Raw genomic sequence first — 15461 nt, 5'->3', positions numbered from 1 at the left:
CAAAAAAACGGAGTGCATACGAATATATGAGAATTCTGAGTGCTGTTCAGAGTCAACCTGCTGAATAAGAGAATCCAATCTTCTTGATATAATGTTTTGAATTTATAAATGGAAATTATATGAATATAAAACTACAGTTAAAGGTAATGTCGTTCCTGCAATTCTTTTTGTGGGGAAGCTGGTTGAATACTTTTGGTTCTTATTTATTTATTACACTGGGGTTTAAAGGTGAAGATATTGGTGCGGTTTATAGTACACTTGGTATTGCCGCACTGATAACATCCCCTCTGTTGGGGATCGTTGCGGATAAATGGATCAGTGCTAAATGGATTTATGCAGCTTGTCATTTTTTTGGCGCGGTGACGTTATTTATTGCCGCATCTGTTGATACCCCTTCTTCCATGTTTATTGTCATTTTGTTGAACTCGCTGGTTTACATGCCGACGCTGGGGCTGAGTAACACGATTTCCTACTATCGCATTCAGAATGCGGGTATGGATATTGTGGCGGATTTCCCCCCGATCCGTATCTGGGGAACCATTGGCTTTATTGTTGCCATGTGGGCTGTAAGCCTGGCGGGTTTTGAACTGAGCCACATTCAGTTATATATCGGTGCTGTGGCTTCACTGGCCTTGAGCCTGTTCACGCTTACACTGCCGCTGGTTCCTGTCGCTAAGTCTAACAAGGCGTACGGATTGGTTGATATGTTGGGGCTGCGCGCATTTGCTCTTTTCAAAAATAAGAGAATGGCCATTTTCTTTATTTTTTCCATGTTGCTTGGTGCGGAATTACAGATTACCGGCATGTTTGGTAATACATACCTGCACAGTTTTGAGAAAATCCCAGAATTTGCCAGCAGCTTTGTGGTAACTCATGCGTCTATTCTGTTGTCCATTTCACAAATTTCGGAAGTGTGCTTCATCCTGGCCATTCCTTTTTTCCTGAAACGCTTTGGGATTAAAAATGTCATGTTAATGAGCATGATTGCGTGGATGCTGCGCTTCGGTTTATTTGCTTATGGCGATCCCTCCGTGGGCGGAACAATTCTATTAATTCTTTCTATGGTTGTTTACGGATGTGCATTCGATTTTTTCAATATTTCTGGCTCTGTGTTTGTTGAAAAAGAGGTTGATGCTTCCATTCGCAATAGTGCTCAGGGGGTATTCTTGATGATGGCTAATGGATTCGGTTGTATTATTGGCGGATTTGTAAGTGGTAAAGTGGTCGATCATCTGACCGTCGCGGGTAGTCCTGAATGGTCAACTATCTGGCTGGTATTTGCAGGATATTCACTGGTTCTCGCGGTCGTGTTTATGATGATATTCAAGTATAAACACAATAATTCCAGTACGGCGACAGATAGCTATGCATGATGATATCTTTATCGGCTTCAAGTTGCAGGGTAATTAACTACACCGCTGTTCGGCTCCTTCAGAGTCAGAATAAGCGTGATTTAAAAATGCCTGCGGTGTTTTATCCCGCAACTTGAAATATGCCGGGAATATAACGCAAAATTAATTATTCATATAAAAAGAGGGTATTATGGCGAATCAATTATATAATCAGTGCAGAGTATATTGCGCGCCCTGGCGACTGGACGCATTAAATTTAAATGACACTATTGATCGATGGATTGACGATGGTCTGCTCCCACCACTGGCGCATACGCTTCTGCCATACAGAGATGATGCCGGTTCATCAAGTGAAGAAGAAATCTTTGTCCGTGATGTAGCCAATATGGACAACTGCGTTGGTATGATAGGGTATTTTGATGGTGGTACCTATGATTCAGGTTGTGCCTGGGAGGTGGGTTATGCATGGGCCCTGGGATTGCCCGTTCACCTGATTACGACTGACTTTCTTCTGTGGGCAGCGGGTGATTCCGAAGAGTTTTATCCCATAAGCAAACTGATGAATTATGTCGCTAAAGTTGTTTCAGTATTCGACACAGACACAAGTATCACAAATTACCGTGAGCAAACAACTGATATCCTTAATCGTGCGTTACATACTTTCCAGCATAATTTAATTGCGGATTTTGGGGGCGAAATTCCTCCAGCACTACCATTAACACCGTTGCCGATTGAGTATGATTATTATCTTGACCCCAATTTTATGTATACAGAACCTTCGCGAGGGTTGCTGGAGAATATTAAAAATGCAATTACCACCGCAGGGAAAACATATATTATCGGCGATAATATAAATGATATTGCTGCAGATATTGATAATTTAAGAAAAAGCAGGCAGGCTGTTTTTTATTCTGATGTCTTTGAGCCAGACGTAGATTCAGGCATTATGAATGGCATTGCTTACGCACTAAAAAAACAATCTATCATTTACTGTAGTAAACAGCAGCGCTACCATTCAGGGCTGGGCACTGATTATCTGAATCTGATGGTTACCTATTCAGCAACAATGACGCATTCATTTGCAGAACTTGAATCGTTGATTAAAAGTGGTGCAATAGTTTAATTATTATATTTAACATGAAATTTGGTTGAACCGTCATCAATATCATCATTTTTGAACAGGTCATGTTGATTGACGGTTTATTCTCTCCGAGCAGTACGACTGCCCACAAGTTAAAAACACGACCTGACATTGCAGAATGATGATGCCCGGATGGGCAAACGATAGCAATGCTCTTAGCGCTAAACTGGATGGCGCTGCTGAGGATGCCGGACTGAGTAATAATTATCCCATCATACAGTATCTGCTCCGAATTATGATTTATTCAACAGTACTGGTTATCTAACCAGGAAACTCATGAATGAATCTACCAAATTGATAAAGTCAAAATGAGAAAATGAATGAATAATCAATCTCGCGCAAAATCTCATCAACTCAGTCGTGATGAATTACAGAACATATTAGCCGTTGCCCGCGGAGATGCGCCAGCAGATTATATGATTGATAACGTTACGGTTCTCGACCTGATTAACGGCGGAATGCTCCCCGGCCCGATAGTCATCAGCGGCAAGAGCATTGCAGGCATCGGCCCTGCCTATCAGGACGCCCCTGCTCGTCAGCGTATCGATGCCGGGCATGCCGTGGCGGTTCCCGGTTTCATTGATGCCCATCTGCACATTGAATCCAGCATGATGACGCCCGTGACCTTTGAAACCGCCACGCTGCCGCGCGGCCTGACCACCCTGATTTGCGATCCGCATGAAATAGTCAACGTGATGGGTGAGGAGGGGCTGCGTTGGTTTATCCGCTGTGCAGAACAGGCGCGGCAAAACCAGTTTATTCAGGTTAGTTCCTGCGTGCCGGCGCTGGCGGGCAGCGATATCAACGGCGCGGAATTTCCGCTGGCGCAAATGCTACCCTGGCGTGACCACCCGCTGGTAACGGGGCTGGCGGAGATGATGGATTTCCCCGGCGTGGTGCGTGGCGACGACGCAATTCTCGATAAGCTGGATGCCTTCCGCCATTTGACGCTGGACGGCCACTGCCCATCGCTTTCCGGCAAGGCGCTGAACGCCTATATCGCCGCCGGTGTCGAAAACTGCCACGAGACGCACACCTTCGCTGAAGGGCGGGAAAAACTGAGCGCGGGAATGGCGCTGATGATCCGTGAAGGTTCCGCCGCCCGTAACCTCGACGCGCTGGCTCCGCTAATCAACGAACTGAACAGCCCGCAGTGTATGCTCTGCACGGATGATCGCAATCCGTGGGAGATCGCCCATGAAGGCCACATTGACGCGCTGATCCGCCGCCTGATCAATCAGCATCATCTGCCGGTGCATCTGGCCTATCGTGTCGCCACCTGGTCACCTGCGCGCCACTTTGGCTTAAAACATCTGGGGCTGATCGCCCCCGGCAAGCAGGCGGATATTGTGCTGTTAAGCGACCTAAACCAGGTGGAAGTCCGCCAGGTGCTGGTGAAAGGCCTGCCGGTCAACGCTGCCGAACTGGCCGCCGGAGAGGCCGAACGCCAGCGCCGTAGCCTGCCGCCAGAGGGTAACACTATTCGCCGCCAGCCAGTCAGCGCCGCCGATTTGACGATACCGCTGGAGACCGACGCCCGCTACCGGACTATCGAAATCATCCCTAATGAGTTGATTACCCACAAGCGGGAGAGCGTCTGGCTCGGTGATCGCTTCGATAGCGACGATATCTGCTTTATCGCCGTACTGGAGCGTTACGGGCAGCAGACGTCGCCAGCGCTGGGACTGCTCGCTGGTTTTGGCCTGCGTAAAGGCGCGCTGGCGGCCACCGTCAGCCATGACAGCCACAACATTGTGGTCATCGGCCACGATGCACGGGAGATGGCTCGTGCAGTCAATCAGGTGATCGCCAACGGTGGCGGCCTGTGCGTGGCGCTGGACGGTCAGGTCGCCGCACATCTGCCGTTGCCCATCTGCGGGCTGATGAGCCAGACGCCCGCTGCCGAACTGGCGCAGCAAATAGACGTGTTAAAAGCCGCCTGCCGACGCTGCGGCGTGATGCTGGACGAACCCTTTATTCAGATGGCGTTTCTTTCGCTGCCGGTCATCCCGGCACTGAAACTCACCAGCAAAGGCTTGTTTGACGGTGATGCGTTTACCTTCACCGATATACAGGTAAAAGTGCCTTCCTGAAGCAAAACCGGACGGTGCAATGCCGCCCGGTTTTGCTACCGAAGTGCACTCACTGGTATTCGTTCATTTTGTCAGATCGTAACCGGATATTTTCTGCCAACTGATATCCGCGTTCCTTCTATGGTAGAACAGACCAGGGCGCTGCAAGGTTCGCCACTTACCCTGAGACCAGCCCCGTCCGTTCCGCTATTATTGTGTTAGTAGTAAGAACCAACCAGCCTGATAGCCAGCTCAACGTTAGCAGGCATGGAGGCATCGTAACCGTACATATGACCATATTGCGGGCGCAGTGCTTCGGTGACGCGATTGATGATTGCATCACGCTGTGCGCGAGCAAATTCAGCGTGGTTGTTAGCAGTTTTATTCATGAATTTTCCGAATGCTTCTTCTTTTCGTGCTTTAAGGGTTGCTGCGCGTAAATCACTCAGAAAGCGATGCTGAAACTGGAAATCGTCGCGCGAGCCTACATTGCCATGTCCTCCGACAAAATAGTTCCAGTCGAGCGCTTCCACCTGCCGTAAGTTGGCATCGTGATAAACCGCGGTATCCGATACAGCAAAGCCCATCATTGGTAATTGATCGGGGTTAAGCAGATCTGGGCTGTGAACGACTTTTTCTTCTTTTAGCAACCATGCTGAATGATCGTCAGTGTGCGCAGCCTTTAAGAAACGGTGTAGTTCAACCGTCAGGTTTTCAAATGTGAATCGATCATCCGCGTTTTTCAGTACCCGATTTGCCACTGGTAATCGACTGTCCATAAAACGCATTTTTTCAGTGGTGGCCTCGCTGGCAACGATCTGCAATTTCACTCCTGTCTTTTGCGCTTCCTCAACCCAGAATGGACTGTCACCGATATGATCAACGTGGTAATGCGAGTAAATCAGCGTCGTCACTGGCAGCGTTGTAACATCGCGGATAGCCTGAAGTAGGAACTTCCCCCGTCCCTCCGGGGCATCGAACAGCAATACCCCCTTATCGCCAACATAAAAGGTGGTGGAATAGAAATAGCGCTGAACGTAATACGTCCGCTCGCCTATTTTCTGCAATATATAAGGCTGTTCCATATTTCTCTGATGGAGGTTATCAATCTTATTTCCGACGGGCAGCGTAATGTTAGCGGAGGGAGTCATGTAATGTGCATTAACGGTAGAGACCGCGGGGGTAGGGGCCTGTGCCAGTACACTGGCAGATGTTAGCGCTGTCACGATGAAAAATACCGGGCGAATTGTATTCATATTAAATCCTTTTTAATTTTCATGTTTTCATTTTTTGTAGTGATGTTTGCTGTAACTGGTAAATAATAGATGAGAGGCGAGTGGATATTAATGAAAATAAATTGAATAATTGCTTCAAAAATGCTGATTTTTATTGGGTGGATTTATATCTTCAGATACCCCATACTCTTTTATGGAGTTTTCAATAATGTCATTTATTCACATTAATTATATATAAAAGGAATGTTTTATATGGAAAATGTATTTGTGGTTTATTATTCAGGTTATGGTCACACCCAGTTAGTCGCGGAAAAAGTGGCTGAGGGTGCAAAGGCTGGGTTGATTGCCGTTGATTCTGAGGGGAATATTACCGAGCAGGATTGGGAAAAGCTTGATGCTGCAGATGCGATCATTTTAGGCTCACCAACTTACATGGGCGGCGCACCGTGGCAGTTCAAAAAGTTCGCTGATGCCAGTTCAAAAGCCTGGTTCACCCGTAAATGGCAGGATAAAGTTTTTGGTGGATTCACTAACAGCGCCAGCCTGAATGGTGACAAGCAGGTCACTCTGATTTATTTACAAACGCTTGCTTCACAGCACGGTGGCATCTGGGTGAGCCTGGGCCAGGCTCCGGCAAATGCGTTGGCTTCCACCCGTGATGATATCAATAATCTTGGTGGATCTGTTGGCCTGCTGGTGCAGTCACCTTCCGACGCTGGTGCAGATAAAATCCCGGCAGGCGATTTGCAAACGGCTTATCATTACGGTGAACGTGTGGCTGCGATTGCCGCGCGCATGAAGTAAAGTTTTTATCTTAGCCGGTGGTAGCTTATTAAAAATTACTCAGGCTAAATATTTAAGACATGGTATTCGTTTTAATAGTCAGTGCTAAAGGGTTCAAATTTTTGTGAACCCTTTTCATATTAGAATGCTGGACTTCGTTCTCCGCCTCCCACAAAACTCATAATATGTAATCAAGTACTGACCAGGGTTAAAAAGGGGTATCACTGCCGATATAGCAGGCCATTTTTTCGGGTAAAGAACTGTTCGAGCTCTGACAGCAGTGCATCCATCAAAGGTTGCCAGTTTTGTGCCGGGTAGGTTTTGCCCAGTGGTTGCCACTTTGAGACCCACAGCCGATGAAAGATTACATTTTCTCGTATTCAGTTCGGGCAATGACTTCATCCTGAATTGGCTTGCCAATTTCACATCAGTACTGCGCGTCGCGCAGCGTTCTGGAATCCACAATGTTGTACTGAATATAACCCGCAGTAATGCGGTGAAATGCTGTGTTTTCAGCGTGGTGACGGGCAGATGACCGATGGCCGGAAAGATATGATTTTCCATGCTGGTGAGAATACGCGCGGCATAATCAGCCGACTACTTTTTGTTGATTTTATGCCAGCCCCGCGCGACAGCTTTAAAACACTTTTCCGTTGACGCGGCGGCTTTTCAGTCAAGCGCTGTTGTGCAGGATTGATATTCTGCGCCAGTAATTTGCGGATATCGTCACGTTTCTGTTTTGCCTCAGCAAGCGAGATGAGCGGATAAGCGCCGAGACTGACGCGGGATTCTTTGCCACTGAAACGATATTTGAGATACCAGATACGCGAGCTGCCCGGATTGACCAGCAGATACAGACCGTGTGAATCGGAGAGCTTTACAGGACGAGACGAGGGTTTTAAGTTGCGGATTTTAGAATCGTTTAAAGACGTTTGGAGGTCACTCCAGAGTCGAACCAATCTGACTCCAAATCTGACCACCAAATTAACCGTATGCGGAGGGAAAACTAAAAACGCATCGGGAAAGATTTTCACGCTAACTTATTGAAACCTAATCATACAGGTATTTATAAGCACGCCTGAAAACAGGAATTTGGCTCCTCTGACTGGACTCGAACCAGTGACATACGGATTAACAGTCCGCCGTTCTACCGACTGAACTACAGAGGAATCGTGTGAACGGGGCGAATATTAGCGATGCCTGTCTGTATTGTCAAAGCCTGAATGGATATTTGCGATCGTTTGCTGAAATATTCTTCATTTCGTCGCTTATTCAGACGCAGACGATTGTTTTATATACTTTTCACGTTCAGGACGTGGATATTTCCACAGCCAACGACCTGTGACCATTCGCCAGTAAAATAACGCGGCCCGTACTGCCCAGTCGAAGAACATCCCCATCCAGACGCCAACGACACCCCATCCTAATACGATCCCGAGGGTGTAGCCGGCAACAACACGACAGCCCCACATCCCCAACATGGAGACCCACATAGCGAAACGGGCGTCACGTGCACCTTTAAATCCAGCAGGAAGAACCCATGATGCTGCCCATATCGGCATAAATGCCGCGTTCAGCCAAATCAGGATGACAATGACCTCTTTTACATCCTGATCGTGGGTATAAAACGAAGCCATCACGCCTGCAAACGGGGCGGTTAGCCAGGCGATGGCGGTTAATCCGATTGTGGAGAGCCAGAATACATGCCGCAACTGGATTTCCGCCTGAGCAATCTGTCCATTTCCCAGACGTCTGCCGGTAATGATGGTAGACGCGGAACCTAAAGCGTTTCCCGGCAGGTTGATCAGTGCCGCTATCGAAAAGGCAATGAAGTTACCGGCAATTACGCTGGTACCCATACCTGAAACAAACATCTGCGTAAGTAACTTGCCACCGTTAAACAGGACTGACTCTATACTGGCAGGAATACCAATCCCCATGACTTCCCAGATGATGGCAAGATTCAGCGGTTTAAAATAGCTCTTCAGGGGAATGCGCAGCGCTGGGTTAAATCCAATCATCAGCACCCATATAATGGCGATGGCACCAATGTAACGTGAAATCGTCAACCCCAGACCTGCGCCGACGAATCCCAGCCCTTGCCAGGAAAAAATGCCGTAGATCAGGATGCTACTGATGATAATGTTCAGGATGTTCATACCACCGTTAATCAATAACGGTATTTTGGTATTTCCGGCACCGCGCAGTGCGCCGCTGCCAATTAACGCAATTGCTGCAGCGGGGTAGCTGAGCACTGTTAATTCCAGATAGGTTAGCGCCAGCGCTTTTACATCAGGGGTGGCTTCTCCTGCAACGACATCAATAATCTGCTCACCGAAATAGTGAATCACCGCCGCCAGTACGACAGCAAATATTGTCATGATCACCAGTGATTGTCTGGCTGCGGCTCTGGCGCGTCGACGATCGCGCTTTCCGAGACTAAAAGCAACCACCACCGTCGTGCCAAGGTCGATGGCGGCGAAAAATGCCATGATGACCATGTTGAAGCTGTCGGCAAGCCCGACGCCTGCCATAGCTTCTTTACCCAACCAGCTCACCAGGAAGGTGCTCAGTACTCCCATCAAGAGTACACAGGTGTTTTCCAGAAAAATGGGGACAGCAAGCGGGGTAATTTCGCGCCAAAAGAGAACTTTATAACGCTTGCGTTTGGCATACCAGGGCGTGCGGGATGCGACCTGGCGTAAGGCTGCGGAGACGTTCAAAGTGGACCTTAATGAAAAAAGTTGAAACCTCATTTCAAATGATGAGGGAGAATCAAAAAAGCTGCAAAGTTTTTTCCATTTAAAATGTCTGTAAATGCAACAAACTGTCGAGAGAAGCACCAATTGATCCCCAATGTAGGAATTGGGGTTTGACAAATGTTTTTTCGCCGCTAAGATAAGCCTCCACAACGATTCCTCTGTAGTTCAGTCGGTAGAACGGCGGACTGTTAATCCGTATGTCACTGGTTCGAGTCCAGTCAGAGGAGCCAAATTTAGAGAAGCCCGCTTAAGGAAACTTAAGCGGGCTTTTTGCTTTTTAGCTTTTCGGTAAATCCACCTGACATGCAGGTGGATGCTTTACAGACTGGGTATTATCAGAACTGGTAGCTGGCGGTGAGGCTGACGTTACGCGGCTCACCATAGACGATAGAACCGTCGATATTGGTGTCGTAGGTTTTATCGAACAGGTTATTGAGGTTACCCTGCACAGAGAAGTTTTTCGTCACCTGATAGCGGGTGAACAGATCTACAAGGGCGTAGCTTCCCTGTTCCGCGCGGAATGTGCCATAAGGCGTGACCGTATCACTATACACTCGATTCTGCCAGTTAACTCCGCCCCCCACGGTCAGTGCCGGCAGGGCAGGCAGGTTATAACGGGTGAACAGTTTTACTGTAGTACGCGGCAGGTTCGGATTGACGGCATTGCCGTCGTTGTCATCCGCAACGTACCGCGTTGCGCCGAAAGTCATCTGCCAGTTATCCGTGATCGCACCGTTCACTTCGAATTCAACGCCTTTGCTGACCGTTCCATCCATCGCTTTAAAGGCCGTATCCCCATTGCTACCGGCGATTGGTACGCCGGTTGATTGCGCCACGTTATCCTGCTCAATGCGGAATACGGCGAGGGTGGTGGTTAAACGGCTGTTCATCCAGTCTGATTTCAGACCAACTTCGTAGTTGTTGCCGGTAATAGGGGAGAGATATTTACCGGAACTGTCGCGTTTGTTCTGCGGCTGGAAGATAGAGGTATAGCTGGCGTAAGTGGACCAGTTATCATCGATGTCATACACCAGACCCGCATAGGGCGTGGTGTGGTTTTGTTCCATGCTGTAGGCCAGGGTGTCGATACGCCAGTTGGTATAGCGCGCGCCGACGATCAAATGCAATGGGTCGGCGAGCGAAATACGCGTTGCGGCGTAGAGTGATTTCATGTGCGTGGTGTCGTCCTGGGCCAATGACTGTGGGCTCCAGTTGGTTTCCGGGAAGTTACCGTCGTAGGTATAGAAGCTACCTATTTCGTTGGGGAAGACGTTTGCCCACGAGCTCTCATAACGGTTATTTTGCTTGCTGTAACTGCCACCCAGCATCAGGTTATGCTGACGACCAAACAGGTCGTAGCCACCATCGGCAAAAAGATCGACGGCATCGATTTTACGCTTGCCGCTGTTCCAGCCTGTTCCACCAACGTAATCATAGCCCGGTCCATAGTTGCCATAGGGACCAATCAGTGTGCCGTCATCTTTATTAACGTAAGCGTCGACGTACATCATCTTACTGTCGAACTTGACCTCGGAGTGGGTGGCATTCAGGGTTGTTTGCCAGGTATCCGCGAAACGCTGCTTGAGTGTCACGAAGACTTTGTTGATGTCTTTGTCATTGTAGGTCCAGTCCGGCGCGGTGCTGCGCGAGCGGTCGTAGCTGTTTTTGCTGCCATCGGTATTCCAGCGCGGCAACCCGCCCCAGGTTGGACTGTTGATATCAATACGCTGGTATTCGTAACCTGCCGACAGGCTGGTGGTGTCGCCCAGATCGGCATCGACAATCCCCGAGAAAAACATTTTTTCATTGTTATAACGGTCAAGCCAGGAATCGTTATTTTGATAACCCGCCACGATGCGGGCGCGCACGTTACCGTCTGCCGTCAATGGGCTTTGCAAATCGGTCACATAGCGCTGTTTATTCCAACTACCGTATTCCGCAGATACATTCCCGGTGAACTCGCGGCTGGTGGCATGCTTACGGATCATGTTAATAGATGCCGAAGGATTCCCCGTGCCGGTCATTAACCCGTTTGCACCACGAACCACTTCTACACGTTCAAACAAGGCCGTGTCAGAAAGGGCATCGCCGAGGTTCCAACGGGATTCAAAATAGGTCGGGATCCCATCGACCATGTAGTTATCGATCTGGAATCCGCGAGAGAAATAGCTGCTGCGGTCAGAGTCCGCCTGGCTTTTGCTGATCCCCAGTGTGTTGTCCATCACATCACCCAGTGTCTGGAGTTGCTGATCTTCCATACGCTGTTGGCTGACGATGCTGACCGATTGCGGGATATCTCGCTGTGTCATCTGCATTTTTGTACCTGCAGATGTCGATTTAACGTTGTAATCCTGCTCATCACTGGATGTGGCGGAGGCTGAACCATCAACGATCACGGTCTCTTCTGCGGAGGCGGCGAGGCTGGTACAAGGCAATAGCGCAGCCGTAATACAGGCTGCCAGGAGGGATGGGACAATGGCAGAACGATGCTGTTCGTCCCTGTCGTGTGTTGTGAAAGACATCAGAAAGTCCTTGATAATTATTAATATTAAGTTCGAATCACGTGAGTGCGTAATGAACCCTTTGGCTGTTAATTATTTTTTCTTCATGAGAATGCAAATGCGAAATATACGCATTCATATTCAATGTGTAAACAAATGCTACGCATAAATGAAATATTGTTTCAGTACTATGTCTGAGCGATAGCGCCGGGAAATGGTTATAAGAACAGCACTGGCAGGGCTTTTTGCTTAAAAAATCGAGGGTTAAAGTTGAAAGAGCGTGAGTAACTCGCTCATACTCTATACTCGCAGAGTCACCCGGCGTAGCATGGCACAACGCATGGGCTCTTAATGAAAAAGGAAAACGTCGTGGCAGAAGAAACTATATTCAGCAAAATTATTCGTCGTGAAATTCCGTCGGACATCGTATACCAGGATGAGCTGGTCACTGCGTTTCGTGATATTTCACCTCAGGCGCCAACGCATATTCTGATCATCCCGAACGTTTTAATCCCAACCGTCAACGATGTGACGGCAGAGCATGAGCAGGCGCTGGGACGTATGATCACAGTGGCGGCGAAAATCGCTGAGCAGGAAGGCATTGCCGAAGATGGATACCGTTTGATTATGAATACCAACCGTCACGGTGGTCAGGAGGTGTATCACATTCATATGCATCTGCTGGGTGGACGTGCGCTTGGTCCAATGCTCGCGCATAAAGGTCTTTAATAATGACCAGAGGATGCATTGCGCTTACGTTGGGTCTGCTGTTGCTGGCTGGCTGCCGTTCACACCCGGAAATTCCGGTCAGTGATGAACAGTCTCTGGTGATGGAATCAACAGTACTGGCGGCGGGTATCACTGCAGAGCCGCCTGAGTTAACAACGTCTGATATTCAGGCCTCAGCATCCTCGCGACTCTACAACGAAAGACAAGAACCTGTCACCGTTCATTATCGGTTTTACTGGTATGACGCCAGAGGGCTGGAGATGCATCCTCTGGAAGCGCCGCGCAGCGTGACTATCCCGGCTCGTTCGTCGGTAACGCTGTACGGCAGCGCCAATTATCTGGGGGCGCACAAGGTTAGGCTTTATCTTTATCTGTAAGGGGTGAATCTTGAAGATCAAAATGAATCGCTACGCACTGATTGCCGCGCTGGCGATGTTTCTCTCTGGTTGTGTGGCTCAACGTGAGCCAGCGCCGGTAGAGGAAGTGAAGCCGGTGCCGGAACAACCCGTGCAGCCGCAACAGCCAGTTCCGGTTGTACCCACAGTGCCAACCATACCGCAGCAGCCGGGGCCGATTGAACACGAGGACCAAACGGCGCAGCCAACCCCACGTCAGCGTCATTATGACTGGAACGGGGCAATGCAGCCGATGGTCGGCAAAATGCTGCAAGCTGAGGGGGTGAAAGCTGGGGGCGTACTGCTGGTTGATAGCGTGAATAACCGTACCAACGGCTCGTTAAACGCGGGTGATGCCACCGAGACTTTGCGAAATGCACTGGCGAATAATGGTAAATTTACCCTGGTTTCTGCGCAGCAGTTGGCAGTAGCCAAGCAGCAGTTGGGCCTGTCGCCGAACGATAGCCTGGGAACACGCAGTAAAGCGATTGGTATTGCCCGTAACGTTGGCGCTCAGTATGTGCTCTATTCCAGCGCTTCCGGTAACGTCAATTCACCTGCGCTGCAAATGCAATTAATGCTGGTACAAACTGGCGAGATAATCTGGTCAGGTAAAGGTGCCGTTCAGCAACAATAACAGGCTGACGCGCGATGAAGTTTTGTCGCGCTATTTCTCGCAGTATCATCCCGTCGTCTCCAGCCAAAGTGGTTTGAGCGGCGGGAGCTGCATCATCGAACATCAAGCCCACCGTTTAGTGCTGCGCTGTCATCACGATCCCTACGCGCCAGAATCGCATTTCTTACGCCACTATCATGCGTTAAAGCACTTGCCAGAAAGTCTTGCGCCGCGTCCTCGCTTTTATACGCGCGGATGGATGGCCGTCGACTTTTTTCACGGTAAGGTAGAATCCAGATTACCGGACGCCGACGAACTCGCTGGCTTATTGTATCATCTGCACCAGCAGCCCCGATTCGGCTGGCGAATCAGCCTGCTGCCGCTACTCGAGCAGTACTGGCAGTGTAGCGATCCGGCGCGTCGTACGCCGTGCTGGTTGCGCGCCCTGAAGCGGCTTAGAAAAAGCGGTGAGCCTCGACCTTTGCGCCAGGGGCCGCTGCATATGGATATCCACGGCGACAACATCGTACGTACAGACTCAGGGCTGCGGCTGATTGACTGGGAATATGCCGGCGACGGTGATATCGCGCTGGAGCTGGCGGCGGTATGGGTCAGCGATGAGTCCCAGCACCAACGGCTGATTAGCGCCTACGCCCAACGCGCGCATATTGAGCAAGACGCGCTCTGGCGACAGGTCAGGCGATGGCAACCCTGGATAATGATGCTGAAGGCGGGGTGGTTTGAGTATCGCTGGCAACAAACCGGCGACCGACAATTTATCAGGCTGGCCGATGAAACCTGGCGGCAGCTAACAATGAAAGGATAAGGAGAGCAGTGTGGGCCCAGTAATGTTGGATGTCGAAGGGTATGAGCTGGACGCTGAAGAGCGTGAGATTCTGGCACATCCACTGGTAGGCGGGTTGATCCTCTTTACCCGAAATTATCATGACCCGGAACAGTTGCGTGAATTAGTGCGTCAGATCCGCGCGGCATCGCGTAATCATCTGGTGGTGGCGGTAGATCAGGAAGGCGGCAGGGTGCAGCGTTTTCGCGAAGGTTTTACCCGTCTGCCTGCGGCGCAATCTTTTGCTGCACTGCATGGGCTGGAAGAGGGAGGCAAGCTGGCAGAGGACGCCGGATGGCTGATGGCCAGTGAAATGATCGCGATGGATATTGATATTAGCTTCGCGCCCGTTCTGGATGTGGGACATATCAGTGCTGCGATTGGTGAACGTTCTTATCATGCCGAACCCGCGCAAGCGTTGGCGATGGCAACCCGCTTTATTGATGGCATGCATGCGGCCGGAATGAAAACTACCGGTAAACACTTCCCCGGACATGGTGCAGTGACGGCGGATTCGCATAAAGAAACGCCAACCGATCCGCGTCCGGAAGCCGAGATCCGCGCGAAAGATATGTCGGTATTCCAGACGTTAATCACTGAAAACAAACTGGATGCCATTATGCCGGCGCACGTCATTTACAGCGATGTAGACCCGCGACCCGCGAGCGGCTCACCCCACTGGCTGAAAACAGTACTGCGCCAGGAGCTCGGTTTCGATGGCGTGATTTTCTCCGACGATTTGTCGATGGAAGGCGCAGCAATTATGGGGAGCTACGCAGAGCGCGGACAGGCATCGCTGGATGCAGGTTGCGATATGATCCTGGTCTGCAATAATCGTAAGGGTGCGGTCAGTGTTTTAGATAATCTGTCGCCGATCAATGCAGAACGTGTTACACGTTTGTATCATAAAGGTTCATTTTCACGTCAGGAACTGATGGACTCGGCTCGCTGGAAGACAGTAAGCGCCCAGCTCAACCAGCTTCATGAGCGTTGGCAGGAAGAGAAAGCAGGTCATTAACGCAAGTTTGGCG

The 15461-nt window shown here is 49.7% G+C and carries 13 protein-coding genes, 2 tRNA genes and 1 pseudogene; 10 read left to right on the top strand and 6 right to left on the bottom strand.

Annotated elements, in window-relative coordinates; all coding sequences use genetic code 11:
- The first annotated feature begins 119 nt into the window (after positions 1-119).
- From I6L54_RS16050 to adeD, 3 genes are all read left to right on the top strand, one after another.
- Positions 120-1373, top strand: coding sequence for a nucleoside permease (locus I6L54_RS16050; RefSeq protein WP_005123019.1), 1254 nt, complete (start codon positions 120-122; stop codon positions 1371-1373).
- 169 nt (positions 1374-1542) lie between these two features.
- Positions 1543-2475, top strand: a complete 933-nt coding sequence (locus I6L54_RS16045; protein WP_040231949.1) for a nucleoside 2-deoxyribosyltransferase — start codon at positions 1543-1545, stop codon at positions 2473-2475.
- Positions 2476-2813: 338 nt separating this feature from the next.
- Positions 2814-4586: an adenine deaminase gene (gene adeD / locus I6L54_RS16040; protein WP_040231951.1), complete on the top strand. Its 1773-nt coding sequence runs from the start codon at positions 2814-2816 to the stop codon at positions 4584-4586.
- 197 nt (positions 4587-4783) lie between these two features.
- On the opposite strand, the gene I6L54_RS16035 is transcribed toward adeD, so the two are convergent.
- Positions 4784-5821: an MBL fold metallo-hydrolase gene (locus I6L54_RS16035; RefSeq protein ID WP_005121111.1), complete on the bottom strand. Its 1038-nt coding sequence runs from the start codon at positions 5819-5821 to the stop codon at positions 4784-4786.
- Between the two features lie 231 nt (positions 5822-6052).
- On the opposite strand from I6L54_RS16035, the gene I6L54_RS16030 reads away from it, so the two are divergent.
- Positions 6053-6604: a flavodoxin family protein gene (locus tag I6L54_RS16030; RefSeq protein WP_005121110.1), complete on the top strand. Its 552-nt coding sequence runs from the start codon at positions 6053-6055 to the stop codon at positions 6602-6604.
- 456 nt (positions 6605-7060) lie between these two features.
- Here I6L54_RS16030 and I6L54_RS16025 read toward each other — a convergent pair.
- The 4 genes and pseudogenes from I6L54_RS16025 to I6L54_RS24630 all read right to left on the bottom strand — a co-directional run.
- Positions 7061-7542: pseudogene (locus tag I6L54_RS16025) on the bottom strand (tyrosine-type recombinase/integrase); the annotation flags it as partial.
- A 134-nt stretch (positions 7543-7676) separates the two neighbouring features.
- A tRNA-Asn gene (locus tag I6L54_RS16020) sits at positions 7677-7752 on the bottom strand.
- A 99-nt stretch (positions 7753-7851) separates the two neighbouring features.
- A complete protein-coding gene (locus tag I6L54_RS16015; protein ID WP_280643724.1) occupies positions 7852-9339 on the bottom strand; it encodes an EmmdR/YeeO family multidrug/toxin efflux MATE transporter in 1488 nt (495 codons plus the stop codon).
- A gap of 46 nt (positions 9340-9385) precedes the next feature.
- The gene (locus I6L54_RS24630; RefSeq protein WP_353622658.1) at positions 9386-9493 is read right to left on the bottom strand and encodes a DUF5951 family protein; all 108 of its coding nucleotides are present in this window, start codon (positions 9491-9493) and stop codon (positions 9386-9388) included.
- 6 nt (positions 9494-9499) lie between these two features.
- On the opposite strand from I6L54_RS24630, the gene I6L54_RS16010 reads away from it, so the two are divergent.
- A tRNA-Asn gene (locus I6L54_RS16010) sits at positions 9500-9575 on the top strand.
- A gap of 105 nt (positions 9576-9680) precedes the next feature.
- Here I6L54_RS16010 and fhuE read toward each other — a convergent pair.
- Entirely contained in the window at positions 9681-11867 is a 2187-nt protein-coding gene (gene fhuE / locus I6L54_RS16005; RefSeq protein WP_040231952.1) for a ferric-rhodotorulic acid/ferric-coprogen receptor FhuE, read from the bottom strand.
- Positions 11868-12215: 348 nt separating this feature from the next.
- Here fhuE and hinT point away from each other — a divergent pair, with 348 nt between their 5' ends.
- The 5 genes from hinT to nagZ are packed head-to-tail and all read left to right on the top strand — an operon-like array spanning position 12216 to position 15448.
- Entirely contained in the window at positions 12216-12575 is a 360-nt protein-coding gene (gene hinT / locus I6L54_RS16000; protein ID WP_005121105.1) for a purine nucleoside phosphoramidase, read from the top strand.
- A 2-nt stretch (positions 12576-12577) separates the two neighbouring features.
- Positions 12578-12952 carry a YcfL family putative periplasmic lipoprotein gene (locus I6L54_RS15995; protein ID WP_040231953.1) on the top strand — a complete coding sequence of 125 codons (375 nt, stop codon included), beginning with the start codon at positions 12578-12580 and terminating at the stop codon, positions 12950-12952.
- Positions 12953-12974: 22 nt separating this feature from the next.
- A complete protein-coding gene (gene lpoB, locus I6L54_RS15990) occupies positions 12975-13607 on the top strand; it encodes a penicillin-binding protein activator LpoB (RefSeq protein ID WP_040232002.1) in 633 nt (210 codons plus the stop codon).
- Positions 13588-14412 (top strand): thiamine kinase, encoded by an 825-nt coding sequence (gene thiK, locus I6L54_RS15985; RefSeq protein WP_040231954.1) that lies wholly within the window; start codon positions 13588-13590, stop codon positions 14410-14412. Before lpoB ends, thiK begins: the two co-directional genes overlap by 20 nt.
- Positions 14413-14422: 10 nt before the next feature.
- Positions 14423-15448, top strand: coding sequence for a beta-N-acetylhexosaminidase (gene nagZ, locus I6L54_RS15980; RefSeq protein WP_005121101.1), 1026 nt, complete (start codon positions 14423-14425; stop codon positions 15446-15448).
- Positions 15449-15461 lie beyond the last annotated feature (13 nt).

Origin of the sequence: Citrobacter pasteurii (assembly GCF_019047765.1) — a bacterium.
GTDB lineage: Bacteria > Pseudomonadota > Gammaproteobacteria > Enterobacterales > Enterobacteriaceae > Citrobacter > Citrobacter pasteurii.
Note: the sequence above shows the minus strand (reverse complement) of the source record. Positions and strands in the feature narration are given on the sequence as shown.